Origin of the sequence: uncultured Paraglaciecola sp. (assembly GCF_963977085.1) — a bacterium.
Classification (GTDB): domain Bacteria; phylum Pseudomonadota; class Gammaproteobacteria; order Enterobacterales; family Alteromonadaceae; genus Paraglaciecola.
Genome location: NZ_CAXBNC010000012.1, coordinates 119,435 through 144,429 on the forward strand (window position 1 = coordinate 119,435; position 24,995 = coordinate 144,429).

The window sequence follows — 24,995 nt, forward strand, 5'->3', positions numbered from 1 at the left end:
GAGTGTGTAATGAAAACTTTTCTACTAAAAACTTCTGCAGCAGTAGTGATGGCCAGTGCTTTAGCAGCTTGCAATGATAACGACCATGAGCCCTATAAGGTCAATAGTCCGCCAACGGCCAACTCGACTAGCCTGACGACGCAGACTAACACCTCGATTATGGAAAGCGTGACTGGTAATGATAGTGATGGTGACATGCTGACCTATGCCATTGTCACTGCCCCAACGTCTGGCTCATTGAACTTTGACGCTTCAGGTAGTTTTACCTATCAGCCACCACAGGATCAAACCGGCATAGATAGTTTCGAGTTTAGTGTATCAGACGGCGTGAACGAGGCGGTTGTTGCCACAGTTGAGATTACTATTGAAACCTTAGCGGTCAGCTTTGGTGACTACAGTCGCCAAGCGTTTAATCAATTACCAGCTGATAAGCCGCTTAGCTTAAAAGGCAGAACCTTTATTCAGGATGTTGAAGATGAAGCTGCTTATGATGACCTGCTAATGGATAACTAAAACAATTTCCAACGCCACGGACGGCGTTTTTTAATCATTACGTTTAAGTAATCAAAATCTTAGCTGTCTGAGGCTCTATATGAAACAACACCATAGTTTAGCGATCCTACTGGGATTATTATTAATGACCTTAACCTTTGCTATCTTAGCAAAACCGAGCACTCCTCTAAATCCACAAACGGTTGTGGCGTCATGGGATGTCGAAAACAGTCACAAAAAAATAAATATGACTTTACCTGAGCGACTAGCAAAAGTGACTTGGCACATAGATCAGAGCCAATATCCTGGTCAAGAAAATAAGCACTATGGACGCGCTAGAGCATTGCTAAAACCTTTTATTTCCGATGACTACTTACAAAGTATTGACGAAACAATAGACAACAACCAACAAATCCAGCTTTTATATCTTTGGGCTCGTGTAATGCAACACCAACATCAATTTGCATTAGCAGAAAAAATTCTTAATCAAGCACAAAAGTTACAAAAACAATACAACACTAATGTCACGTTACTTAAAGCCAGTGTACAACTTGCTCAAGGAGACTTTGCTCAAGCTAAAAAAACTTGCGGAGAACTCATAGGCCAAGCCCAACTAGTCACTGCAGCTGCATGTACTTTAGAAGCCAGCGCTCAGTTACAGCAGCTACCCGAAAGTTATCAACAAATGACAGCACTGTTAAACAATCAGCGGACTTTTGCCGAGAACTCATTGAACAATTGGTTGTTACAAATCACTGCTGAAATGGCACTGCACCTTGATTTACCCAATGAAGCGCAACAATGGCTGGAAAAAGGATTGTCTGATAATAAAAATTTACACATTAAACCACTGAGTTTTACCGTGTTGTGGGCAGATGTGCAACTTGCGCTTGGTCAACCTCTAGCCGTATTAAGGCAATTGGGGAGTCTCGTTGACAAGGCGGGCTTTAAGGACGACGCCCTATTGAGCCGCCTAGCGATCGCAGAAACACATACAGCACAAACCCGCTGGCAGTCTTTATTTAAAAAGCGTGTGAATTTACGCATAGCCCGCAATGATGTCTATCATGCAGCTGATATAGCCCGTTATTACATTTACGTTCGCCCCAATGCTATTGAAGCTTTATACTGGGCCAGTTTAAATTGGCAACAAGCGAAACTTAACGATGACAAAATACTCCTAGAAAAAGCTAAAATAATGCAATCAGATCAGCTTTGAAACTTATGACATGTTATCAATTAGATACAAAGGAATTAAAAATAATGAAGCACCTCAACAAAGCCAGGGTAGTTAAGGCTTTTCTTCGTTACTTCACCGCTGCCATTTTAATTTGTCTAACAAGTCATGCAAGTGCCCATCAAATGAGTACTGGTTATCTCAATCTCGATACCTCAGATAAGCAAGTCAATAAAGGACAAATTCAACTGAGATGGTTCGACCTCGATAATATTATAGGGTTAGACGCCAATACCGATGGCCAATTATTATGGGGTGAAGTCCAGCAACGACAAAGTGCAATCATCCGCTTTTTAAAGCAGCATTTAATCTTTGTCGCAATGAACCAACCTTGTGAATTAAGTTTTTCTCCACAACTACAAATGACTGAACATTTTAATGAAGGTTATTTAGCTGCGGATTTCAGTTGGTCTTGTCCAAATGACTCATCACAATTAACCGTCAATTATAGCGGTGTTTTTCAACAAGATAGTGATCATAAATTGCTTATCAATGCCGAAGGAAACACCAGTTACTCAAGCGGAGTGATTGAAAATAGCGACGATAGTTTTGTAATCGATTTAACGCAAACCAGTGCTTGGCAAACTTTTACACTATATGTTTACCAAGGTGTGTTGCATATTTTTATGGGAATAGATCATATTTTGTTTCTCATCGCCTTATTATTAACCTGCGCCTTAAGTCGAGAAAATAAGCAATGGTCGGTAGCACTCAACAACAAAAGTGTATTTAAAAACGCAGCGTGGATAGTTACGGCTTTTACTCTGGCCCACTCACTTACGCTGACTGCCACAGCAATGGAATTAATCACACCTAATAGTAGATGGGTGGAATTAGGCATTGCCATTTCAGTATTATTGACGGCCTTAAATAATATTTGGCCAATTATTCTCAGACTTGGTTGGATTACTTTCGCATTTGGTTTATTGCACGGCATGGGCTTTGCGGGTGTATTAGGTGAGTTAGGCTTAGCCAAAGATCAAAAGTTATTGTCGGTTCTCTCTTTTAATTTGGGTGTCGAATTCGGGCAACTTATGATTTTGGTAGTGGTGTTACCCCTACTAATATTAGTCAGTAAAAGAAGCTGGTATCAGCAATATGGTGTCAAAGTTGGCTCAGGATTGATTGCACTCATTGCACTAAGCTGGAGTATTCAACGCTTTTGAAATATTCATCCAAAAGCAATTTAGTGTAAAGGTTTGCATGCTATAGGTGAGAATACAGTAGAAGTAGTTTGCTGTAAGACATTGCTCAGTTATAGTAAGTGCTTATATACGTAGAAGAAAAACAGCGAAACGCACACTGAACTAAATATATGAATTCTGACGTTAACCAAAATCATCTCGACCGCATTAACCAGCTACTTAAAACGTATCCATCGCTTATGGATGCTTATCATAAGCTAGAACCCTTTGTTTTGGGCTTATTTGATGCTGAGCGCATGAGTATTTTTCAGCGTCGCCGCCAACATCAAGACTTAGTCGCACGCTTTAAAACCGGCAAAGAAACCCGCGAAATCAAAGTGCCTATTAGCCCAATGTCGATTGCGGGATATGTGGCTCTGAGTCAATTACCCCTGATTATTAACGACCCATATAATAAGGAAGAACTAGCCAGTATTCATAAACGTCTAAATTTCGCCGATAAATTCGACAAAGGCTCAACCTTTAAAACTCGTAATATTATCTGTATTCCGATTCTCGATTCTGGCGTATTGATGGGTGTAATGCAGATCATCAATAAAAAAGATGCGGCCTTTACTGAAGATGACCTTGCCCTTGCCAACGCCATCGCAGAAATCATGGGGAAAAAGTTTCGTTACGAATTAGGTGGAACCAGTCAACCTTTTGATTATTTGGTGCACCGCAATCTTATTGCTGAAAAAGAATTAAAAAAACTTCAAGAAACAAGTCATGACAACCGCCAGTTAGTACAGCGCCTAACGTCTGAGCACAGAGTACCTGAAGACGACTTAGGTAACGCGCTATCCGTACACTTCCAAGTGCCATATTTAGCCTATTTACCAGATAAGTATCATCTGTTTCAAAGTGACAGTAAGCTAAATTTATCTTATTTGAAGCGGAATTTTGTAGCCGTTTTAGCTGACGTAAAAGACAACCCTATAGTGTTGATGTCTGAGCCCAATAACGCCACTTTGTTAATGGAAATTGAAAGTGCGTTAGGGATAGACAGTTACGAAATATCCGTTAGTTTACCTAACATTATTCTGCAATATTTAGGCGAGGCTGCAGGGGGTGGAGCGGGTCCAGGTGCAATGGATGAGATCCTTGATGAAATCGGTACCAGTGCAGATGAGTTAGACGAACAAGCTGATGAAATGTCAGACGACGCACCTGCTGTTGTTAGGCTAGTAAGTAGAGTATTACACGATGCCAAACGCCTAAACGCATCTGATATCCACGTCGATCCTGAAAAAAATGCCCCCACTCGAGTACGTATGCGTATTGACGGGGTATGTAGAGATGTCACCCAAGTGCCGGCATCGCACCATAGTGCGGTAATTGCCCGTATTAAAATCATGTCAAATCTAAACATTGCTGAAAAGCGTGTGCCCCAAGATGGCAAACTGTCTTTTAGAATGTCAGGTCAGTTAATTGAAGTGCGTGTGGCCACCATCCCGACCATAGCAGGCGAAGGCGTAGTTATGCGGATTTTGGCTGCAGGTGGTGCCATGCCGCTGAGTAAACTCAATTTATCACCTCGCAATCATGAAAAAATTCTTGAGCTGGTACAAAAGCCACATGGCATTATGCTAGTAGTAGGGCCTACTGGTTCGGGTAAAACAACCACCTTGCATGCAGTACTAGGCCATATTAATACACCAGAAAAGAAAATATGGACCGCGGAAGACCCTGTAGAAATCACCCAGCCCGGCTTACAACAAGTGCAAGTCAGTGCCAAGATTGGTTTTACTTTCGCCAATGCGTTAAGAGCGTTTTTACGTGCCGACCCTGACATAATACTGATTGGTGAAATGCGTGATAAAGAAACTGCACATGCCGGTATTGAGGCGTCACTGACTGGGCACTTAGTGTTTTCTACACTGCATACCAACTCTGCTCCAGAAACGATTTCTCGTTTATTGGACTTGGGCCTTGATCCAGTCAACTTTTCTGATGCCTGTGTGGGTATTTTAGCACAGCGTCTAATCCGAACCATCTGCCCGAATTGCAAGGAGAAATACCCTGCAAGCGAAACTGACCTCGCATTTATTAGGCGTCAATATGGCGAAGAATATATCGCAGAGCTAAACCTGCCTGAACCGTTAATGCTTTTCAGAGGCAAAGGATGTGAAGAATGCGGAGATACAGGTTATAGAGGTAGAACCGGGGTACATGAATTGTTATCCATGACCGGAGAATTACGCTCTTTAGTATACAAAGAGGCCTCAGTTCACGAAATGAAAGCCCAAGCCATGAAGGATGGAATGCGCACACTAACCCAAGATGGCATTCTAAAAGTGCTCAAAGGTGATACAGATATTCCCCAAATTCAAATTATCAGCGGCACCAGTTAACTATTTGTTTCGCCAAAAGTGCACTGCTATTGATCCTGGGGCATCCTTAGTTTCTGACTTATTTTATTCAAACATTTAGAATAATTGCTTAGGATTTGATGGTTTACTGTGTTGATTGCGATACACCATAACACAATCAGTTTTAAGCATTTTCGAGCACCTGTATTGTAGATATTAACCAAAATGATATGGTGTTTAATGTCAGCCCCCAATTTTTCAACATCAATATAAAACAACTACAAAATCAATAAGAAGCTAGGGAATTCACTATGTTACCTATTAATAAAAATTTGCTGCGAGCAGCGGGTTTAAGCACTGCATTATGTTTTTCATCTTTGACATTTAGCCAAACTGAACAAGATGAAGAGCAAAAATCAACCGAACAAGAGCCGCAACATCAAGATTGGGACGTACTCAACCCTCCCCTTGATTTAGCCACTGTTTCTATCAATACAAACAACACCACTTGGTCTAGCCTAGATATCACCCCCGATGGCAAAAGTATGGTGTTTGATATGCTTGGCGATATTTATATCACTGATATAAATGGTGGCAAGGCCAAAGCACTCACACAAGATTTTGCCTGGAATATTCACCCTGCAGTTAGCCCAAATGGAGAAAAAATAGCCTTTATCTCTGATCGAGATGGACTATCTAACCTTTGGGTGATGAATCAAGACGGCACTCACTTAAAACAGCTCAGTACAGAAAAAAACAATCTGATCCATTCACCTAAATGGAGCCCCGATGGCCAATACATAGCAGTGAGTAAAGGGATCATGTCGAGTCGCAGTATTCCAGCCGGTGAAATTTGGCTATATCACCATTCTGGCGGTGACGGCCTAGCCATTAAAAAGCGCGTAAACGGTAAAAAAGATCAAAAAAATATTGCCGACCCCGCTTTTTCACCAGACGGAAAATATCTGTACTTTACTCAGGATGTCACTGGCGGCAGCACTTTTAGTTACAACCGCGATCCGTTAAAAGGCATTTTTGCCATTACCCGTTACGAATTAGCAACAGGTGAAGAGGAACGTTTTGTTAGTGGAACAGGCGGTTCAGTAGTACCTACCCCATCACCAGATGGCAAACATTTAGCCTTTATTCGCAGAGTAAAAGAAAAAACCGCGCTTTTTGTCAAAGATTTAACCACAGGCTTGGAAACCGCGTTATATCTGGACTTAGAAAGGGACATGCAAGAAGGTTTTGGCTCTGAAGGTTATTTCGCCTATTTTGATTGGACTCCTGACTCTAAAAACATTGTATTTTGGACAGGCGGTAAGTTTCATAAACTAACTATCAAAGATCAATCTGTGGCCACCATCCCGGTAACTGTTAATGCCGAATTAAAGTATGCCGATGCGGTTCGTTTTGATGTAGATGTGGCGCCAGACAACTTTGCTATTAAAATGACCCGCTGGGCACAAAAATCCCCCGATGGAAAATCAGTGTTATTTCAGGCTTTGGGCAAACTTTATGTAAAAGATCTCAAAAGCGGAAAAACCTCACGCCTAACTAAACAAAACGAGCATGATGAACTGTATCCCCGTTATTCAAATGACGGCAAATATATTGTGTATACCACTTGGCATGATCAAGCACTAGGTTCAGTGAGGATCATCAAGGCCCGAGGCGGCAAAGGTAAAAAATTAACTAAAACACCTGGTCACTATATTGAGCCAAGTTTCTCAACTGACGGCAAGTTAGTGGTGTATGACAAAGTCACAGGAGGTTATTTACTAAGCCCAGAATATTCAGTCGAACCTGGCATCTATGTCGCACAGGTTAAAAGTGGCGAGTCCAAGCGTATTGCCAAGTCTGGCTCAGCGCCGCACTTTGCCGGTGACAATCAACGCATTTATCTGACCACGTCAGTTAAAGGTAGTGATTACGCAGAATCCCAATTAATCAGTGTAGATTTAAATGGAGAAGATAAACGAGAGCATTTATATGGCGCCGACAAAGTCACTGAATATCGTTTATCTCACGACAAAAAGTGGGTCGCTTTTGTACATCAATACAATGCTTATGTGGCCCCTTTTGTGGAAACAGGAAAGCGAGTCAGTATTGGTCCTAAGATGTCTACTTTGCCGGTGAAAAAAATATCAAGTCGCGCCGGTGAGTATCTAACATGGAGCGCCGATAACCAATTTGTTAGTTGGTATCACGGTGCCACTTTTTATGAGCGAGAATTAAAAGACGCATTTGCTTTTTTAAGCGGCGCTCCAGAGGAACTCCCAGACCCAGTCAGTGAAGGCATTGACTTATCTTTCCAACAAAAAACCGACAAACCTACAGGTTACAAAGCCTTAATTGGTGGAACTGTGGTCACCATGCGCGATGCCAATAGGCAGCGAGAAGTGATTGAAAATGGCGTGGTCTTAATCAAGGACAATAAAATTGTCGAAGTAGGAAAATATGGCGAAGTAACTATTCCTGATGAAGCATTACTCATCGATACTAAAGGTAAAACTATATTGCCTGGGCTAATTGACGCTCACGCCCATGGCTCACAAGGCAGCAATGAAATCATACCCCAGCAAAACTGGAGTATGTATTCTAATCTCGCTTTTGGTGTGACTACTATTCACGATCCCTCAAACGACACCACCGAGATATTCTCAGCGGCGGAGTTACAAAAAGCCGGCAAAATTCTGGCTCCAAGAATTTATTCCACCGGCACCATTTTGTATGGTGCAGAAGGTCTAGGATATAAAGCCATAATTAATAGTTATGAAGACGCCTTATTCCACATGCAACGCTTAAAAGACACGGGGGCGATATCTGTCAAAAGTTATAATCAACCTAGACGTGATACTCGTCAGCAAGTATTAGCTGCAGCTAAGGAATTAGGTATGATGGTTGTCCCAGAAGGTGGCGGCAAGTTCCAGCAAAATATCTCGATGTTAGTAGACGGTCATACTGGCCTTGAACACTCGCTGCCCATTGCCAAAGGTTATGATGATTTGACTGCTTTGTGGTCAGCCACAAAATTTGGCTACACCCCAACATTTGTGGTTTCTTACGGCGGCATGATGGGCGAAGAATACTTTTACGACAGAACCGAAGTATGGAAAAACCCTCGTTTAATGCGTTATACACCGAGCTTTTTGGTAGACAAACGGTCAATAAGACGCCCCACTGCACCAGATAATCAATATAACCATGTATCAGTTGCAGAGTATGCCAAAACCCTACGAGACAAAGGTGTGAGTGTGCACATAGGTGCCCATGGTCAACGAGAAGGATTGGCCTCTCACTGGGAATTATGGATAATGAATCAAGGCGGATTCACGCCTTGGGAAGCATTGAGAGGCGGTACAATCGACGGCGCGACCCACTTGGGAATGAACAAACAAATAGGCAGTATTGAAGTGGGTAAAATAGCCGACTTGATGGTTGTCGAAGGTGATGTACTCAGTGATATTCGTCGTAGCGAATATGTTGAATACACTGTGTTAAATGGCCGTGTTTATGAAGCTGCAACTATGAATGAAGTGGGCAATAAAAAACAACGTCAGCCGTTTTTCTTTGAAAACAACAATCAGTTGTTTATGCCCAAAGAGACACAACAAGCCATAGACGCTAAGGCACAGAAGCATCATTGGGTGCATTAATTTCTCTAAAATGCCTTAACAACGTTTTGTTAAGGCATAGTGTTTAAATAACCTTACTTAAAAGATAAGAAGCGCTAAATATGAAAAAACACTTAGTTTGGGATATTCCAGTTAGACTCTTTCACTGGTTATTGGTGCTCTGTTTGTTAGGGCAATGGTTAACGGCTGAAGTGCTGGAAGATGCCATGGATATCCATTTTTATATTGGATACTTTACCTTAGGGCTAATAATTTTCAGGCTAATATGGGGATTTGTTGGCACTAAATACGCCAAGTTTAACAGTTTTATTTCAGGCCCAAAGGTCATGCTGGCCTACATACGTAACATTAGAACTAAACAACAACCCTTGAGTATTGGTCATAACTCTGTGGGCGGGCTACTATTACCAGCGGTACTAATTTTAGTGGGCTTACAGGCCATCAGTGGTTTATTTACTTCAGACGACATTGTCTATTCTGGCCCCTATTACGACAGTGCTAACGCCGATTTACAGCAATGGATGCAGTGGTTACACCATAATATTTTTGATGTCCTGTTGGGCATCATTGGTTTACATTTGCTAGCTATTGGATGGTATTTAATTTTTCTTAAACACAATCTTATCAAGCCAATGTTAGATGGCAAAAAAGCGGTCGCTTTAAAAGACGGGATCACCCATTCGCAACTTCTTAAAGCAATAGTGATAATATGCTTAGTGGCGATATTTGTTTATTGGTTGGTAGAAATAAATCCGCCTCCAATAGAAGACGGATATTACTATTAAATCTAGATCCCGGGGCAGAACTACTGGGATCTAGGTTAAAGTTTAATCTTCTTTATAGTTATCGTGACAACCTTTACAACTTTTGAATACTTGCCCAATAGCGGGTTTATATTGAGAAGTATCACCGGCTTTAGCGACCTTATTCAAATTGCTTGCGGCAGCTGTCAAAGCACTTATTTTGTCTTTGAAGTCGGCTTGGTTTTCCCAAACTTTATCCAAAGCCGCAGTTTCAACATCAAAGCCAGTTGTATTGGTAGCAAAATAGTCTTCCAACATCAAAGACAATTGTTCAATACGCAATGCGTTAGTTTGCATTGTTGTTGCGTCAAAAGGGATAGCACCTTTATTCATGGCTCCTAAAGCACCCACGTTACTTTTTACAAGAGTAAAAATCGCTTGTCTAAACTCAGTGACATCTTTCGCTTGTTTGGCCGATTTGGCGGGCTCTGCTAATACAGAAAATGTACTTAACATAGCCGAGCCTATCATTATTGCTATTGCCTTTTTCATCATATTGCCTTCTCCAATAGTTAACGTTGATTTAATATAGAACGATGATAACTGTTTTTGCTTTTGTATTCTTACTATTTAAAAACAACTCTTTTGCATACGATTATTTTATCTCAAATCGTAACTGTTCCCTTCTGACATACCGTGCAAATAGTGTAATTTACCATTGTGATTGTGCTGGCTCACAGATAAATATATAAGTGAATCGGCAACCACCTGAATAGGATGATTTGAACCGCTGAATTCGGTACCTGCCGCATCCACTGTGCTGTCCTTAACTTTCAAGGCTGTTTCGCCATGTACACGCACATTAGTCATAGTGACAAACGAATTATTCACTTCCATAGTCAAACTATCTGATTCAACATCAACCTGCTGCATTGTGACATCCGAGTTTTCAATATAAATCTGCTCAGCAGAGAGGTCAGTTAAGGTAATATATTGACAGCCACTAATATAAACAAAAGCATAATGCCCACTGTAAGACCGATCATTTTGGTTGTTGCACGTCAGAGTAGGTAATGGTTCACTTTTTACATAGTGTGAGTCTTTGTGCTTTTTAGGTGGGTTATTTAACGCGTAGTTCAATTTCAGCATAAATTCAGTGGGTTGATCTTTCATTGGCACATGCCCTGCCTCTTGGATAACATGCAACTCAGCATTAGCAATGTGATGCTGCAATAACTCTCCCGTTCGTAGTGGTGCCACTCGGTCGTATTCGCCCCAAATTATGTGGGTAGGTATCAAAAGCTTATCTATTGCCTGAGAAAAATTTTCATTAATGAGTCCAATGGCTGCATTTAACGTGGGACGATCTTTATAAACATATTTTTGCGCATAATCATTTTGTAGCAATACTAGTGTGGGGTCCGGCAACTTATCTAATTGATTAAGCACTGAGCCACTGACTCGATTAATAAAACGATTAAATCTGCTTACCGCCGTATCAACAATATTAAAGCGCTGTTGATATTTTGCTAGCCACTCATAACGATCAGGCATTTCAGTCATATGCCGCACAAATACTGAGCGCTGCAACACCCCTGCGGTATCGACCATAACAAGGCGTTCAACCATGTCGGGAAACTCTGACGCAAAACGTAAACTGATTGCCCCTCCCATAGAATGACCTACAACTGTCACTTTTTGTGATGAAAACTGCGGAATCAGCCATTTAAGTAGTTGTGCATAACGTTGAGGTGCAAGTTGTAATGAAGTGGGATCCGACTCACCAAAACCTGGCAAATCTAAGGCGATGATATGATAGTCAGACTCAAGTTGCGGAATAATATCCACCCAATCCCGCAAACCACTATAACCAAGACCATGTACTAAAATAATGGCTTTTTTGTGTTTTTGCCCCGTGTCGATGACGTGTACTACACCACCAAAGATAGGTTCATTTATTCGCGACTGTTGCCAATGTGAAGGCAGAGGCGCTAGGGTTTGTTGTACAACGCCATCGTTATCTATTTTTTCTTGGGCATAGCTATTCATGGCAACAAAACAGCAAAAAAACACAATTTTAAAATAGCCCATAGCGACAGTGTTATCAGTTGCACAATAGATGACTTTTAAATTAAAGATGAGTTAGTATCATGTCAAGTTAAGCAATTGTTAATCACCTCAGAGATTGACTGCAACCATATACAAGATTGGGCGCATGAGACTAATAGACATAGATGTGAATTGATCTTGAAAACACTGTAGAGATGGGACGTATTTAATGGCAGACAATAATTTAGAAAACTCTTTCGCTACATTGAAACAAACCATCCCACTATTGTTGAAACATAAAATTTCTGCCATTCCTACCAATTATGCACTTTGGTACACCTATGTTTCTAATGACTCCCCTGAGCTAAAAACAGCAATTGATTATGTATTAGATAACAAATTACAATTTTCTGAGGCAAAAACCAAAGAACTTTATCGCAGTTATCTAGCTGAAACTGAAGAGGTCTCGGCCTGGGAATTACGCCAATCGGTGGAAGCTATGTTGATTGAGTTATCGCAATCGTTACAAGACACTCACTCAGAAACCACTAGTTTTAAAGAAACCATGGACACTTGTGTTGATGACCTCGCTAAAGTTGAAAAAGAAGGACTGTCAGTAAAAGAAGTGATGGCCTTAGTTCGCAATTTGGTCAAAGACACTCAAAATATCAGACGTAGTACCATCAGTTTTAGCGCAGCCCTAAAAGACGCACAAAAAGAAATAGAAGCACTTAGAGGCCAGCTTGAAAAAAGCCAACAAGAGGCATTATATGATGGGCTAACGGGGTTATGTAACCGCCGTTATTTCGACGAAGAACTGGCTACTCAGTCTTTACAGCCCAATTTATGTTTACTGTTGGTTGATCTTGATCACTTCAAAAAAATCAATGACAACTATGGACATGTCATGGGTGACTTGGTGTTAAAAGCAACCGCAAAAAAACTTCAGGCTAGCTGCAGAGATGGTGCGCAAGCATTTCGTTTTGGTGGTGAGGAATTCGCTATTATTGTGCCCAACTCAAATCTGGCCAAAGCGCGAAGCATGGCCGAATCGATGCGTAAAGCTATTGAAAAAATTGCAGTGAAAGACAAACGTAGCGGCGAGATATTGGGCGACATCGCGGCCTCAATTGGTGTTGCTGAACTCACAAAAGGCATGAACCCTCTCGCACTTATTGAGAATGCCGACAAACAACTCTATGAAGCCAAACGATTAGGCCGTAATCGTGTTATGCCTATGGCGTAACACAGCAAAGCGTTGCCGGCATCAGAAATATCCTAAGCCCAGCCGTTTCATGGGCTAAGTACTGTTTACAGCACCATGTTTTCCCCTTCGTAAGCCCCCAAAAAAGAAGCTAATTCTATTTAGCTGATTTTTATATAAAAGAAAAACAACATCAATTCAAAATTTCTTGTATAATCCCGCGCAAATTTTACTCAGACTGAAGTTGGAACAATGACAGATTTAGCAAAGTACAGAAACATAGGTATTTTTGCCCACGTTGACGCGGGTAAAACAACTACAACAGAACGAATCCTTAAATTGACTGGTCAAATTCATAAGACCGGTGAAGTACATGACGGTGAATCTACTACCGATTTCATGGAACAAGAAGCCGAGCGCGGTATTACTATCCAATCAGCAGCGGTAAGCTGTTTTTGGAAAGATCACCGTTTCAACGTAATCGATACTCCTGGGCACGTTGACTTCACAGTTGAAGTGTACCGTTCACTAAAAGTATTGGACGGCGGTATCGGTGTATTCTGTGGTTCTGGTGGGGTTGAACCTCAATCAGAAACTAACTGGCGTTATGCGAATGACTCAGAAGTAGCACGTATTATCTTCGTTAATAAATTAGACCGTATGGGTGCTGATTTTTACCGAGTAGTCGATCAAACTAAAAAAGTACTTGCTGCTAACCCACTAATCATGGTTCTGCCTATCGGTATTGAAGATGACTTTATTGGTGTAGTTGATCTACTTACTCGTCAAGCTTACGTGTGGGATGACACTGGTCTTCCAGAAAACTACGAAATCAAAGATGTTCCTGCGGACATGGTTGATAAAGTTGAAGAATATCGTGAAATGTTAATCGAAAGTGCTGTTGAGCAAGACGATGACTTAATGATGGCTTACATGGAAGGTGAAGAACCTTCTATTGAAGACATTAAACGTTGTATCCGTAAAGGTACGCGTACTATGGACTTCTTCCCAACATACTGTGGTTCAGCCTTCAAAAACAAAGGCATGCAATTAATTCTTGATGCCGTAGTTGACTACTTACCTTCACCTACAGAAGTTGATCCACAACCTCTTACAGATGAAGAAGGCGAGCCAAATGGTGAATACGCAATTGTATCTGCAGATGAAACGTTTAAAGCGTTAGCCTTTAAAATCACAGATGACCGTTTTGGTTCACTAACCTTCGTACGTATTTACTCAGGTAAATTGACGAAAGGCGATACCATCATGAATGCTGCAACAGGTAAAACTGAACGTGTTGGCCGTATGTGTGAAATGCAAGCAGATGACCGTAAAGAACTTAGTTCAGCGCAAGCTGGTGATATCATCGCGATTGTTGGTATGAAAGGTAACGTGCAAACTGGTCACACTTTATGTGATCCAAAACACCCAATCATTCTTGAAGCAATGGTATTCCCTGAGCCAGTAATCTCTATCTCTGTTACACCAAAAGATAAAGGGTCAACTGAGAAAATGGGTATCGCTATTGGTAAAATGGTGGCAGAAGATCCTACTTTCCGTGTTGAAACTGACCAAGATTCAGGTGAAACCATCCTATCTGGTATGGGTGAACTTCACTTAGATATCAAAGTAGATATTCTTAAGCGTACTTATGGCGTTGAATTAACAGTAGGTGAGCCTCAAGTTGCTTACCGTGAAACTATCACTCAAGAAGTTGAAGATTCTTATACCCATAAGAAACAATCTGGTGGTTCTGGTCAATTCGGTAAAATTGATTACCGCATCAAGCCTGGTCAACCAAATACAGGCTTCACGTTCAACTCTGTGGTTGTTGGCGGTAACGTACCTAAAGAATTCTTCCCAGCGATCGAGAAAGGCTTTAAAGGCATGATGGATACTGGTGTGCTAGCTGGTTTCCCAGTACTAGACGTTGAAGTTGAATTATTCGACGGTGGCTTCCACGCAGTAGATTCATCAGCTGTTGCTTTTGAAATCGCAGCTAAAGGCGCTTTCCGTCAATCGATTCCTAAGGCTGGTCCTCAGTTAATAGAACCTATCATGAAAGTTGACGTGTTTACGCCTGACGATCACGTTGGTGACGTAATTGGTGACTTAAACCGTCGTCGTGGCATGATCAAAGATCAAGAGCCTAGTGCCACAGGCGTTCGAGTTAAAGCTGACATCCCTCTTTCAGAAATGTTCGGTTATATCGGAAGTCTACGTACTATGACGTCTGGTCGTGGTCAGTTCTCTATGGAATTCTCACATTACAATCCTTGTCCACAAAACGTGTCTGAGAAAGTAATTGCAGAAACCAAAGAACGTAACGCAGCTAAGAAGTAATTTCTTTAAATAATTTAAAAAGCCCCATTAATCCAAATTAATGGGGCTTTTTTGATCTTATCTACCCTTTCAGGCTTGAATACTGCGGCTTAGAACCATATTGTACTACTAGCAATTTAATAAACCGTAGCACAAGTAAATCTGCTCTTTATGATTTTTTAATTAATAGGTCAGTTTAACTACACCCATTAATCCCCACCCAAATATAGGAAAAATACATGAAATTAAACACTCTTGCTTTTTTGACGGCATCTTCTTTATTTCTAGCTGCCTGTGGCAATGACAAAACAGCAACACCAGAATCTAAAACAGCAGAAGTGCCAGAAGCAACAGATCTCCCGTTAAACAGCCTTGAACAAAAACTGAGTTATATAGTAGGTACAAACTTAGCTGGCCAATTTCAACGTGATGAACTTTCTTTAGATCTCGATGCCTTCATTTTGGCCGTCAATGATGTGGCATCTGGCTCAGAATCACGCTTAACTCAAGAACAAATTCAAGAAGCGGTTGCAACTGTTCAGCAACAAGCTCAAGAAAAGCAACTACTTGCACAACAACAAGCAAGTGCCAAAAACGTAGCCGAAGGCCTAGCTTACCTTGAAGCTAACGCGAAGAAAGAAGGCGTAGTAGTAACAGAAAGCGGTTTGCAATATAAAGAAATCGTAGCTGGTGACGGCGAAATGCCAACTTCTGATAAAACAGTTGTTGTACATTACACAGGCACATTGACTGACGGCACTGAATTCGATAGTTCTTACAAAAGAGGTGAGCCAGCTGAATTCCCAGTAACGGGAGTGATTAAAGGTTGGGTAGAAGCGCTACAATTAATGAATGTGGGTGATAAATTTGAACTAGCGATCCCTTCAGATTTAGCTTACGGTGCTAAAGGTAGCGGTCAAACTATTGGACCTGATGCCACTTTGTTATTTGAAGTTGAACTGCTTGAAATAAAATAATAAGTTAATAGAAGCCTTGTGATGATCATTGCAAGGCTTCCATTCTAGTTAACTAAGATCATCCCTCATTTTTAAAATCCTAGACAGCACTCTAGGTTATCAACTGAGCTATCTATTTCACCAAAGAGTGGTCCTGTAACTGAGCTGCAATATCAGTTTTTGGGAGGAATTATAACTTTTATTATAGTGATTTCTGGTTGACCATTAGGGTAGTTGGGCAAAGGTTTTGAATCCCAACTTTTAGTACTCTTTTCTAGAATCGTAAACTTTATTTGGCCTTGTTTACTGGTATCCATTGTCTTACTGTAAGTTGCTGTAGCAAACAAACTGCTTATCAATAAAAAGAAACAACAGGGAGTAAGCTTCATATCTGAGCTAACCCTCCGTCAACTTGTAGGTCTGCTCCGGTAATAAAACTCGCTTCGTCTGAGCAAATGAAATAAATCGAATTAGCTATTTCCATAGGTGTGGCAAGACGTCCAAGAGGCGTTGTGGCTTCAACTTGTTTGACGATTGCCTGTAAAGCATTTTTTTCAAATCCAAACTTCTCTAAAATAGGAGTTTCGGTAACACCAGGAGATACACAATTGACCCGTATTCCTTTTTTACCGAGCTCTTCTGCGAAAGCACGAGTTAATGAACGGACAGCGGCCTTAGTTGCGCCGTATACAGCCCATGAACCATTACCGCGTTTCGATTGAATTGACCCTATAAGAACAATAGAAGCTGTAATAGATAACAAAGGTATCGATTTTTGAACGGTGAAAAATAACCCTTTCACGTTAATATTGAATGAATTATCGAAGCTCTCCTCAGTAACCGTCAATAAATCTTCGGCAAGCGCAACACCTGCGTTGGCAATCAAGATATCAATCTTAGTATTCAAACAAGACATCTCATCATAAACCGCGTTCAACTCGTGCAGCTTAGTCACATCGCACTGATGCACATGTAAAGTATCAGAGTATTCGCCATGTAGTGTGTTTAAAACCCCTACGTTTCGCGATATCGCAAATACATTGTGGCCTAGAGATAAATATTTTTTAGTTGTTTCCAATCCAATACCCGAATTGGCACCAGTGATAACTATATTAAGTTGTCGCATTGTTATTCCAATATTCCTGTTTAAAACACGAATATATACAACTTGCCTATGCTTGTATTTGATATACTGAAACTTTTCCAATATAACGGAATTCACAAATAATATGACACAAAACATCAAAGACAAATTTGAGTATATTGGCGTTTTTATTCGTAACTACAGGCAGGCAAATGGCTTAAGTCTAGAAAATTTAGCTAACTTATCTGGGGTGAGCCGTTCAATGATTTCGCAAATCGAATCCTCATCGACCAGTCCAACACTGATGGTGTTGCAAAAACTAGCCTCTGCCATGGAAATTGACCTACGGGATTTGGTCCAGCCTCCAGATCAAGGCGAGTCCATATCCGTCGCCGTTGCAAACGAATCGAATCTAATTAGCAAAGCGGATAGCCCTTTTGTTTGCCACCTTATGCGCAAGTACCAAAAACAGACATGCACAGAAATTTATCATTTTTATTTTCGGTTCTCTGGAAAAACGGCTTTTGGTGCTAACATCAAAGGCTCCACAAAAAGTATTTGGTTAGAATCAGGGACGTTAATGCTGCATTTATCATCAAAAAAAATATTGATTAAAGAGAAAGAGCTTATTAGCTTTGCTGCGAGTACTCCCCACAGGTTTGAAAGTGAATTAAAAAGCGGACTAGCGAAAGGTACTTTTTTTGTGGTTTATTAACGAAAAAATTAAAGGTCTGGTACTACTATTAAAACTCATTATTCAGACAACTGGCCATGACACAATCCCAATCAAACCATCAACTACTTAGTTAACATCGCGGCCTAGTAGGACGGGGCGGAATCATAGAAGAGAACTATGCCTAACAATTCTATATTTAATGCCCGCTCATCATTAATAGCTTTAGCAAGAGCGGGCGATAAGTAAAAATATCGAAGGGATTTAACTAGCGCTTCAACAACCTGTTTTTTTGTAACAAGGCTAAACCTAGAAGAAGTAACCAACCAAAAGCACCACCACCAGAGCCTGAATCGCCTCCACCATTTGAAGAATCAATTAAGGTATTCGCTACTGGATTAAGACTGGCAGCAGTATCAACGTCTGAGTCAATCACAACTACATCAGAAATGATGACTAAATGCTCATCGGTAATAGGTTCATCATTATCCAAATCTGTTTGTGTGTAATTGCGAATAGGTAAATCGCTAAAAGCGCCACCTGCATTCATCAGGCTTAGCTCAGCAATCGCATCTATTACTTGCATACCCTCATCAGTTACTTGACCAAACACGGTAAAACCACTGTTTTGTAGATCTAAATTGGCGCTGTTGTTAGCTAAATTAATAAACCATTCTGATGTGGCGCTGTTCGCTTGATTGCTGAGTTTTGCCATTGCAATAGTGCCGCGTACATTAGACAACTTCGGTTCGTTAACAACTGCAGTGCCGGTTTCGATTTCATCAAGCGTAAAACTATCTGTTATTGGCCCATTGTATTGGTATCCACCTGCTTGCACGATAAATCCACCGACAGACCGATGCACTACATTGTTAAAGTAGGCACCAGAATTAACATAACTTAAAAAGTTATCGACTGTTGCTGGCGTTGTATTGTCATATAAGTTCACTTCTACCACACCGAGTGAAGTGCGAATTTCTACTATAGTGCTTTGAACATGGAACGACAACAATGCCAAAAGGGCTGTAGCTAAAACAATGGGGTTACTTTTAAAAATCATAGTTAGAGAGTTCTTCTGTAGTGGCTGTTTATGTAATTAGAATAAAATAAATCCAATTCAATACAAAGCTAACACTTGCATCAATTTGTAATTGCAGAAAGTACTAGCTTTGCCTAGGGTATAAACATTAAAAAGGAACGGGGTATTCTCTAAAGACTTGTTCAATAGACGTTAATGCTGCATCTGACAAGGGTGTTTTGAACGCCGCAATATTTTCTTTTAACTGCACCATGTTAGTTGCACCAATAATTGTAGAAGTCACGCCGTCCACTTGATCACACCAAGCTAGCGCGAGTTGTGATGGAGTGAGTTTATAGGTTTTAGCTAACTCTACATACTTTGCGGTTGCGGCATGAGTAGCTGGCGTATCACGAAAAATGCCATTTCTTTGCTCAAAGGTCCAACGGCTACCTTGCGGCAGCTTTCCTTGCAAATATTTGCCGCTTAACACACCACCAGCCAAAGGAGACCAGGGCAAATAAGCGACGTTCTCACGCACACAGTTCTCAATCAAATAGGGCCAATCTTTGGCATGTAATAAACTAAATTCATTTTGAATTGACACCATTCTTGGCAAGGCGTGCTGCTGACTCAATTTTAGATAAGTATTGATCCCCCAAGGTGTATCATCTGACAAACCACAAAAACGAATTTTTCCCGCTTTAACGCAGCTATCAAGGGCTTGCAGGATCTCCAGCATGCCATTAGTTTCTCGTTCAGAATCAGCACTAGAAAAATTCACTTTCCCTGGCCAATGTTTGGAAAAGTGGGGAGACATACGATTAGGCCAATGTAACTGAAAAAGGTCGATATAATTAGTTTGCAAACGCGCTAGTGAGGCATCTATAGCTTCAATAACGCTCTCACCAGTTATTTTTGCTCCCCCACGGATATAACCTAAGCCAGGGCCTGCTATTTTGCTGGCAAGTATCACGTCTTTCCGTCGTGTTGGATTCTGTGCAATCCAATTACCAATAATTGTTTCTGTTCCGCCATATTTGTCTCCCGATGGTGGAACCGGGTATAACTCTGCAGTATCAATAAAATTAACGCCTTGGTTTAAAGCGTATTCAATTTGTTCATTTGCTTCTGTTTGCGAATTTTGCAATCCCCAAGTCATGCTTCCCAAACACACTCTAGATACTTTTTCGCCACTACTACCAAGCACGCTATATTGCATGTATTACTTCCTAATTTATTGTATTGTATTTTATTCAATTTACGATTGTCAGAATAACAGGCCTCTAATCAAAATTATAGATTTCGAGGATGTTGGCGACTATGCTTTGTACATGTCAAACAAGTAAATAAACATGATATACCAATTCCCATGTTTTGAAATTAACTCGCTTAATAAGCAGTTATATATTAATGGTAAATCGATTGCTGCTGATGAGCGATTAGTAGACTTGTTGATTGAATTAGCACAACACTATCCTAAGCATTGTAGTAAATCCTCGTTATTAAAAACAATATGGCCTAATACTGTGGTATCTGAATGGTCTATTTCTAAATTAGTTTCAGAAGCGCGGCACCTATTTAAACAACACGGATACAACAAAGACGTCATTCAGACTTTGCATGGTAGAGGATATCGCTTAGCAAATAATTTAGGTGAACAGATTCGAAAAATTGACGGTCAAGTCGTACCAACCGAGCTTACAAAGCCTAAAACAGTCACTTTTATGGTTCCTAAAATACACATATGGCTGCCCATTGCAGCTGTGATTTTAGTATCAGCAATTGTTTTCTACTTTGTTAATTCTTCAACTCATACCTTTAAAAAAAGTGAACCTGAGCATTCAGTGGGACGGCTGTTGTGGGTTGACGATCATCCTGATAATAATATTGTTGAAAAAACCTACTTTGAAAACCACAACATCACTGTGTATCAAGTGACAAGTAGTGAAGCAGCATTGACTAGTTTGTCTCTTTACCAATACACAGTCATCATCTCTGATATGGGAAGAAATGGCGAAGTGTTGGCAGGACTAAACTTGTTAAAAGCGTTACGAGAGCGAGACAACCACACGCCATTTATAATGTACACCATAGTCCTTACCCAAGCTCAGCAAAGCCTGCTTGAAAAATATCAAGGTCAAGGCGTAGCAGTTGAACCAGACAAATTATATCAGCTAGTTTTACCTTATTTTCACTCAATCAATAAAACTAGCCCTGACTCTGAAAAATAACGCATTGATTTTAAAGAACTTCACAACTTTTCCAAAGCTTTCAAAAATAAAATATCCACGCTGACTTATATGTTTAAAGGCCCTTTGGCATTTTAAATTTAATTAACTTCAAGTTTACGCTTGTATGGAAGGAAGTCATGAAAGTTAACAATTTTACCCTACCCACTCTGCTCTATTTGTTGTGTATATTGATACTGTCTGCTTGTGGTGGTAGTGACAACACAGAATCCAGCCCCACACCAAGCACTAATAATGCTCCCTCAGCCAATGCCGGCAGCGATCAAAATATCCAAGAAAACCAGCTCGTTACCTTAGACGCCAGCGCCAGTTCAGATACAGATGGCAGCATTAGTACATTTCAATGGTCACAAACGGCCGGTACGGCTGTGGCTTTATCTGCTAGTGATGTGGCTATGCCTACTTTTACCACTCCTTTGTTAAATGCCTCAGAAACCCTGACGTTTCAGGTGACAGTGACTGACAACGACGGCGCGACAGCCACCGCCACAGTCAACATAATGATTGAACACCTCAACCTTTTACCCACAGCCGATGCTGGTGATGATCAATACGTGGATGAAAACACAGAAGTGAATCTATCTGCTGCCCAAAGTAGTGATCTCGACGGGACTATTAGCCAATACTCTTGGACTCAAACCGCAGGGGTAAGTGTTACTTTAAGTGATGCCGCTGGGGTCAATCCCAGCTTTACCGCACCTGATGTTGATACTGTGACTACCCTGACTTTTGAGTTGATGGTGACGGATGACATGGGTACCTCAGCTAGCGCTAGCATTAATGTCATAATCAACCCTATTGCTGACAACGAAGCACCTAGCGCATTATTTGAAGATTCCATTTTAATCAACGAACTATATTATGAATATACCGAGCGTATAGGTGACAAAGTTTGGGTGATGGGTTACTTCGGTAACACCACTATTAATGAAGATGGCGCGGCTTTTTTAGTGGATAACATGCTGCGCTTAGAAGTAGATGAAGCCTTCCCCCATCACACATTTATTCGTCTTGATGGACAATTACCGCCTGATAGTTGGCATGGCGACATGTTATTGGTGTACGGTGAAATTAAGGATTACGCCACAGAATCGGGCGAAATGGCCATTCAACCTACCCCTTTGCTCACAGTAGAAAAATTTGAGTTACTCAAAGCTTTCGAACAAAATAATTCATGGGACAATATTTTCTTAAAGTCCGACATTACCGCGGAAAACACTGTAGAAAAATCAGCATTAAGCCACAGCGATGCCGTTGATGATTTCATCTTACCTATAGCAAAATCTCTATTTACGGCTCAATTAGCCGGTACCCAAGCCCAAGAGTGTGATCGCTCGGTGATCATCAGTGGAGGGGTAGATTTGTCCAACAACCATAAACGTTATGAAGACAACGTGATGGCTAAATTCAATAAAATGAAGGAGCTAGGTTTTACTGATGATCAAATAGAAATTTTCTACAACGACGGTGGTGAAATAGACGTTAACGGTACTAATATTGTGGATGAAAAAACCACTAATGCAAAGCTCAAAGCCCACTTTGAAAAGCTAGCCGAAGACATGCCCGGCAGCTGTACACTCACTATTTTTGTAACCGACCATGGCATTGGTAATAACCTGCAACAAGGCTATGTGGGTGCGCGTCCCGCTTTTACCGGTGAAGAAGCCACCAATGGTAAATTACATGATGAAAATACGTTTAAGTTTGATGCTAGGGCAAAAACCCGCGTGATTTCTGATTCCTTTGTTTTTCAAGAACAAAATTGGCTTATCAAAAAAGATGAAACCGGCAATGTGTTTGTCTTTAAATGGGATGGAGAGCAGTGGGTATATCGCGGTGAAAATACTAATGGCGACAATATCGTAAGCGAAACTGAATTAGGAGGTGAGGATATCAACGGCGACGGTGACACCACAGATAGCGATTTTGGTATCTCAGTCGCATGGTTAACTAATCGCGCACTAGGTAATAGAGTCTATTATGGCAATAATTGGGATACCGATGGCGATGGCAAAAACGATGTACGGCTTCGCTGGGATGGCACTCGTTATGTAGTTGAACGATTAGTGGGTACACAATGGCAAGAAATGGGCCGCGACACCAACGGTGACTATGTGATTGATATTATCGATGGTGGGGTCGATTGGAACTTAGACGGTGACAAAGCCGACCAAGTGGCTTTTCATGAAGGTATTAACCTGTGGGGTAACGAAGTTTTATGGGATGACGCTTTTGCTGAACTAATCAAACCTCTATCTGATAAAGGCGTACATATCATGATGGAAATGGTGTCTTGTTTCAGTGGTGGTTTTGTACCTAATATCAAAGATATGGTTGAAAATATTTATACTGGCTCTAGCGAAGATACCAAACATTGGAATAGAGTGGGCGACGATGGAAAAATAGTCGCCACAGACGAAATGGTGTTTCTAGAAAAGTTAGTGGGCATAGATACCGATAGTTGGAATGCTGCCGCTGACGCAGCCACTGCAGCGGATGATGCATTAGCCACTGCACAAAAAGCCACAAAAAATATTCATGTGCATGAACAAACTACCCGTTTTGCCACTGATACTTTGTTTGAGCTCAAAGCAGAAGGAGAATATAACATTTTGCTAGATCTACCTGATGATTTAGTGGGACAGATTTATGATTTCGAGTTTATATTAGGGTTACAAAAACCTCGCTGGACTAATGTGACCTTTCCAGACGGCTTACCCGATGGCTTGCAAATAGAAGATGCACCAGGCGGCATCAGAGTATTCAGTGACAATCCTATTGATGATGAGCTTATTTTTGCTATCGCCATCGAAGAGGGAACCCCAGAAGAACAAATTAGGATCGAATTCACCGACGTTAATCATAAACGATTAGGATATACCATGGCGCAAATGGGTTCCTTTGAAACACCGTCTGAGCAAATTAGTTTTGCTGAAAATTACCATAACTGCGTAAATCACACTGATCATGGCCAAAGTTCTCCGAGCATTTTAGAGTGGGTTTTATTTGCCGAACTGTTAGAAACATCCCCTTTTAGCGATATAGCCATAACTGTGGAAGTGACTACACCTTCAGGCGAAAAAAGTACACACGAGATTGTATTGAATGCCGAAGGCAAAGCGTTTTTGTTATATCAAATATTTGTCTATGGTGATTATGGCTTAGAAGTCATAAGTGCCGAAAATGTACCAACTCAAGAAGCACTGGTATTAGCCGGGACCTTACTGTTTCCTTTTTTAGTCACAGCGGAAGAAACCAATAAAGGACAATGTGGAGAGTAAAAAATACCTTAAATTTATTCTGCAAAAATAAAAATGCCTCGTTATTGACTCTAAGGTAACGGGGCATTTTCTTATTTATAGTAAATATCGCCTATAAAAAAAGGCCACCTAAGTGACCTTTCTTGAATTCTTAATCTTTTAGATTAAAGAATTTTGGCAACTACGCCAGCACGGGGTGCCCCGCACCTACAGTACGGCCACGTGATTCCGGGCGTCCTGCCCTTCACCCCTTCGGCGCCATCGTCAAAAGGCGACGATGTTCAAAATCGTTCCTGACGATTTTGTCACGGAAGATATCCGCTCAGGGTACCGCACTGTAGATGCTGGCTCCAATAAAAAAGGCCACCTAAGTGACCTTTCTTGATTTCTTAATCTTTTAGATTAAAGAATTTTGGCAACTACGCCAGCACCTACAGTACGGCCACCTTCGCGGATTGCGAAGCGTAAACCTTCGTCCATCGCGATTGGGTGAATTAGTTCAACTTTGAATTTCAAGTTGTCACCAGGCATTACCATTTCTACGCCTTCAGGAAGCTCTACAGCACCTGTT

General features: G+C 41.0%; 17 protein-coding genes and 1 pseudogene. 12 read left to right on the forward strand and 6 right to left on the reverse strand.

The genetic code is table 11. The annotated features are described in order from the left end of the window. The first annotated feature begins 9 nt into the window (after positions 1-9). The 6 genes from AAC000_RS14695 (at position 10) to AAC000_RS14720 (ending at position 9,648) form a co-directional block, all read left to right on the forward strand. Complete coding sequence (locus AAC000_RS14695; RefSeq protein WP_339723574.1) at positions 10-513, forward strand: Ig-like domain-containing protein; 504 nt, start codon at positions 10-12, stop codon at positions 511-513. 79 nt (positions 514-592) lie between these two features. After that, entirely contained in the window at positions 593-1,711 is a 1,119-nt protein-coding gene (locus AAC000_RS14700) for a hypothetical protein (protein ID WP_339723576.1), read from the forward strand. Positions 1,712-1,755: 44 nt separating this feature from the next. Next, entirely contained in the window at positions 1,756-2,895 is a 1,140-nt protein-coding gene (locus AAC000_RS14705) for a HupE/UreJ family protein (RefSeq protein WP_339723578.1), read from the forward strand. Between the two features lie 149 nt (positions 2,896-3,044). Next, positions 3,045-5,267: an ATPase, T2SS/T4P/T4SS family gene (locus AAC000_RS14710; RefSeq protein WP_339723580.1), complete on the forward strand. Its 2,223-nt coding sequence runs from the start codon at positions 3,045-3,047 to the stop codon at positions 5,265-5,267. A 269-nt stretch (positions 5,268-5,536) separates the two neighbouring features. Further along, a complete protein-coding gene (locus tag AAC000_RS14715; protein WP_339723581.1) occupies positions 5,537-8,884 on the forward strand; it encodes an amidohydrolase family protein in 3,348 nt (1,115 codons plus the stop codon). A gap of 80 nt (positions 8,885-8,964) precedes the next feature. Further along, positions 8,965-9,648 carry a cytochrome b/b6 domain-containing protein gene (locus tag AAC000_RS14720; protein WP_339723582.1) on the forward strand — a complete coding sequence of 228 codons (684 nt, stop codon included), beginning with the start codon at positions 8,965-8,967 and terminating at the stop codon, positions 9,646-9,648. Positions 9,649-9,690: 42 nt separating this feature from the next. On the opposite strand, the gene AAC000_RS14725 is transcribed toward AAC000_RS14720, so the two are convergent. Both AAC000_RS14725 and AAC000_RS14730 read right to left on the reverse strand, forming a co-directional pair. Beyond that, on the reverse strand, positions 9,691-10,161 hold the full coding sequence (locus AAC000_RS14725; RefSeq protein ID WP_339723583.1) for a cytochrome c: 471 nt from the start codon (positions 10,159-10,161) through the stop codon (positions 9,691-9,693). Positions 10,162-10,266: 105 nt separating this feature from the next. Next, positions 10,267-11,655: an alpha/beta hydrolase gene (locus AAC000_RS14730; RefSeq protein ID WP_339723584.1), complete on the reverse strand. Its 1,389-nt coding sequence runs from the start codon at positions 11,653-11,655 to the stop codon at positions 10,267-10,269. A 229-nt stretch (positions 11,656-11,884) separates the two neighbouring features. Here AAC000_RS14730 and AAC000_RS14735 point away from each other — a divergent pair, with 229 nt between their 5' ends. The 3 genes from AAC000_RS14735 to AAC000_RS14745 all read left to right on the forward strand — a co-directional run bounded on the left by AAC000_RS14735 (position 11,885) and on the right by AAC000_RS14745 (position 16,158). Next, entirely contained in the window at positions 11,885-12,901 is a 1,017-nt protein-coding gene (locus AAC000_RS14735; protein ID WP_339723585.1) for a GGDEF domain-containing protein, read from the forward strand. 210 nt (positions 12,902-13,111) lie between these two features. Then, positions 13,112-15,202 carry an elongation factor G gene (fusA, locus tag AAC000_RS14740; protein ID WP_339723586.1) on the forward strand — a complete coding sequence of 697 codons (2,091 nt, stop codon included), beginning with the start codon at positions 13,112-13,114 and terminating at the stop codon, positions 15,200-15,202. 218 nt (positions 15,203-15,420) lie between these two features. Then, the gene (locus AAC000_RS14745) at positions 15,421-16,158 is read left to right on the forward strand and encodes an FKBP-type peptidyl-prolyl cis-trans isomerase (protein WP_339723587.1); all 738 of its coding nucleotides are present in this window, start codon (positions 15,421-15,423) and stop codon (positions 16,156-16,158) included. Between the two features lie 364 nt (positions 16,159-16,522). Here AAC000_RS14745 and AAC000_RS14750 read toward each other — a convergent pair whose 3' ends face one another. After that, positions 16,523-17,263 carry an SDR family oxidoreductase gene (locus AAC000_RS14750; RefSeq protein WP_339723588.1) on the reverse strand — a complete coding sequence of 247 codons (741 nt, stop codon included), beginning with the start codon at positions 17,261-17,263 and terminating at the stop codon, positions 16,523-16,525. 103 nt (positions 17,264-17,366) lie between these two features. Between AAC000_RS14750 and AAC000_RS14755 the strand changes: the two genes are divergently transcribed. After that, positions 17,367-17,936, forward strand: a complete 570-nt coding sequence (locus AAC000_RS14755; protein WP_339723589.1) for a helix-turn-helix transcriptional regulator — start codon at positions 17,367-17,369, stop codon at positions 17,934-17,936. A 226-nt stretch (positions 17,937-18,162) separates the two neighbouring features. Here the strand turns inward: AAC000_RS14755 and AAC000_RS14760 are convergent, their stop codons facing one another. Continuing rightward, on the reverse strand, positions 18,163-18,954 hold the full coding sequence (locus AAC000_RS14760; protein ID WP_339723591.1) for a peptidylprolyl isomerase: 792 nt from the start codon (positions 18,952-18,954) through the stop codon (positions 18,163-18,165). A gap of 127 nt (positions 18,955-19,081) precedes the next feature. Continuing rightward, entirely contained in the window at positions 19,082-20,134 is a 1,053-nt protein-coding gene (locus tag AAC000_RS14765; protein WP_339723592.1) for an aldo/keto reductase, read from the reverse strand. A gap of 133 nt (positions 20,135-20,267) precedes the next feature. Between AAC000_RS14765 and AAC000_RS14770 the strand changes: the two genes are divergently transcribed. Both AAC000_RS14770 and AAC000_RS14775 read left to right on the forward strand, forming a co-directional pair. After that, positions 20,268-21,146 (forward strand): winged helix-turn-helix domain-containing protein, encoded by an 879-nt coding sequence (locus AAC000_RS14770; RefSeq protein ID WP_339723594.1) that lies wholly within the window; start codon positions 20,268-20,270, stop codon positions 21,144-21,146. Positions 21,147-21,283: 137 nt separating this feature from the next. Then, complete coding sequence (locus AAC000_RS14775) at positions 21,284-24,445, forward strand: PKD domain-containing protein (RefSeq protein ID WP_339723596.1); 3,162 nt, start codon at positions 21,284-21,286, stop codon at positions 24,443-24,445. A 381-nt stretch (positions 24,446-24,826) separates the two neighbouring features. Here AAC000_RS14775 and tuf read toward each other — a convergent pair. Then, positions 24,827-24,995: pseudogene (gene tuf, locus AAC000_RS14780) on the reverse strand (elongation factor Tu); the annotation flags it as partial.

Bases quoted from the DNA above. Each gene is read 5' to 3' on its own strand.
- AAC000_RS14695 (WP_339723574.1), top strand. From the start codon at position 10: ATGAAAACTTTTCTACTAAAAACTTCTGCAGCAGTAGTGATGGCCAGT.
- AAC000_RS14700 (WP_339723576.1), top strand. From the start codon at position 593: ATGAAACAACACCATAGTTTAGCGATCCTACTGGGATTATTATTAATG.
- AAC000_RS14705 (WP_339723578.1), top strand. From the start codon at position 1,756: ATGAAGCACCTCAACAAAGCCAGGGTAGTTAAGGCTTTTCTTCGTTAC.
- AAC000_RS14710 (WP_339723580.1), top strand. From the start codon at position 3,045: ATGAATTCTGACGTTAACCAAAATCATCTCGACCGCATTAACCAGCTA.
- AAC000_RS14715 (WP_339723581.1), top strand. From the start codon at position 5,537: ATGTTACCTATTAATAAAAATTTGCTGCGAGCAGCGGGTTTAAGCACT.
- AAC000_RS14720 (WP_339723582.1), top strand. From the start codon at position 8,965: ATGAAAAAACACTTAGTTTGGGATATTCCAGTTAGACTCTTTCACTGG.
- AAC000_RS14725 (WP_339723583.1), bottom strand. From the start codon at position 10,161: ATGATGAAAAAGGCAATAGCAATAATGATAGGCTCGGCTATGTTAAGT.
- AAC000_RS14730 (WP_339723584.1), bottom strand. From the start codon at position 11,655: ATGAATAGCTATGCCCAAGAAAAAATAGATAACGATGGCGTTGTACAA.
- AAC000_RS14735 (WP_339723585.1), top strand. From the start codon at position 11,885: ATGGCAGACAATAATTTAGAAAACTCTTTCGCTACATTGAAACAAACC.
- fusA (WP_339723586.1), top strand. From the start codon at position 13,112: ATGACAGATTTAGCAAAGTACAGAAACATAGGTATTTTTGCCCACGTT.
- AAC000_RS14745 (WP_339723587.1), top strand. From the start codon at position 15,421: ATGAAATTAAACACTCTTGCTTTTTTGACGGCATCTTCTTTATTTCTA.
- AAC000_RS14750 (WP_339723588.1), bottom strand. From the start codon at position 17,263: ATGCGACAACTTAATATAGTTATCACTGGTGCCAATTCGGGTATTGGA.
- AAC000_RS14755 (WP_339723589.1), top strand. From the start codon at position 17,367: ATGACACAAAACATCAAAGACAAATTTGAGTATATTGGCGTTTTTATT.
- AAC000_RS14760 (WP_339723591.1), bottom strand. From the start codon at position 18,954: ATGATTTTTAAAAGTAACCCCATTGTTTTAGCTACAGCCCTTTTGGCA.
- AAC000_RS14765 (WP_339723592.1), bottom strand. From the start codon at position 20,134: ATGCAATATAGCGTGCTTGGTAGTAGTGGCGAAAAAGTATCTAGAGTG.
- AAC000_RS14770 (WP_339723594.1), top strand. From the start codon at position 20,268: ATGATATACCAATTCCCATGTTTTGAAATTAACTCGCTTAATAAGCAG.
- AAC000_RS14775 (WP_339723596.1), top strand. From the start codon at position 21,284: ATGAAAGTTAACAATTTTACCCTACCCACTCTGCTCTATTTGTTGTGT.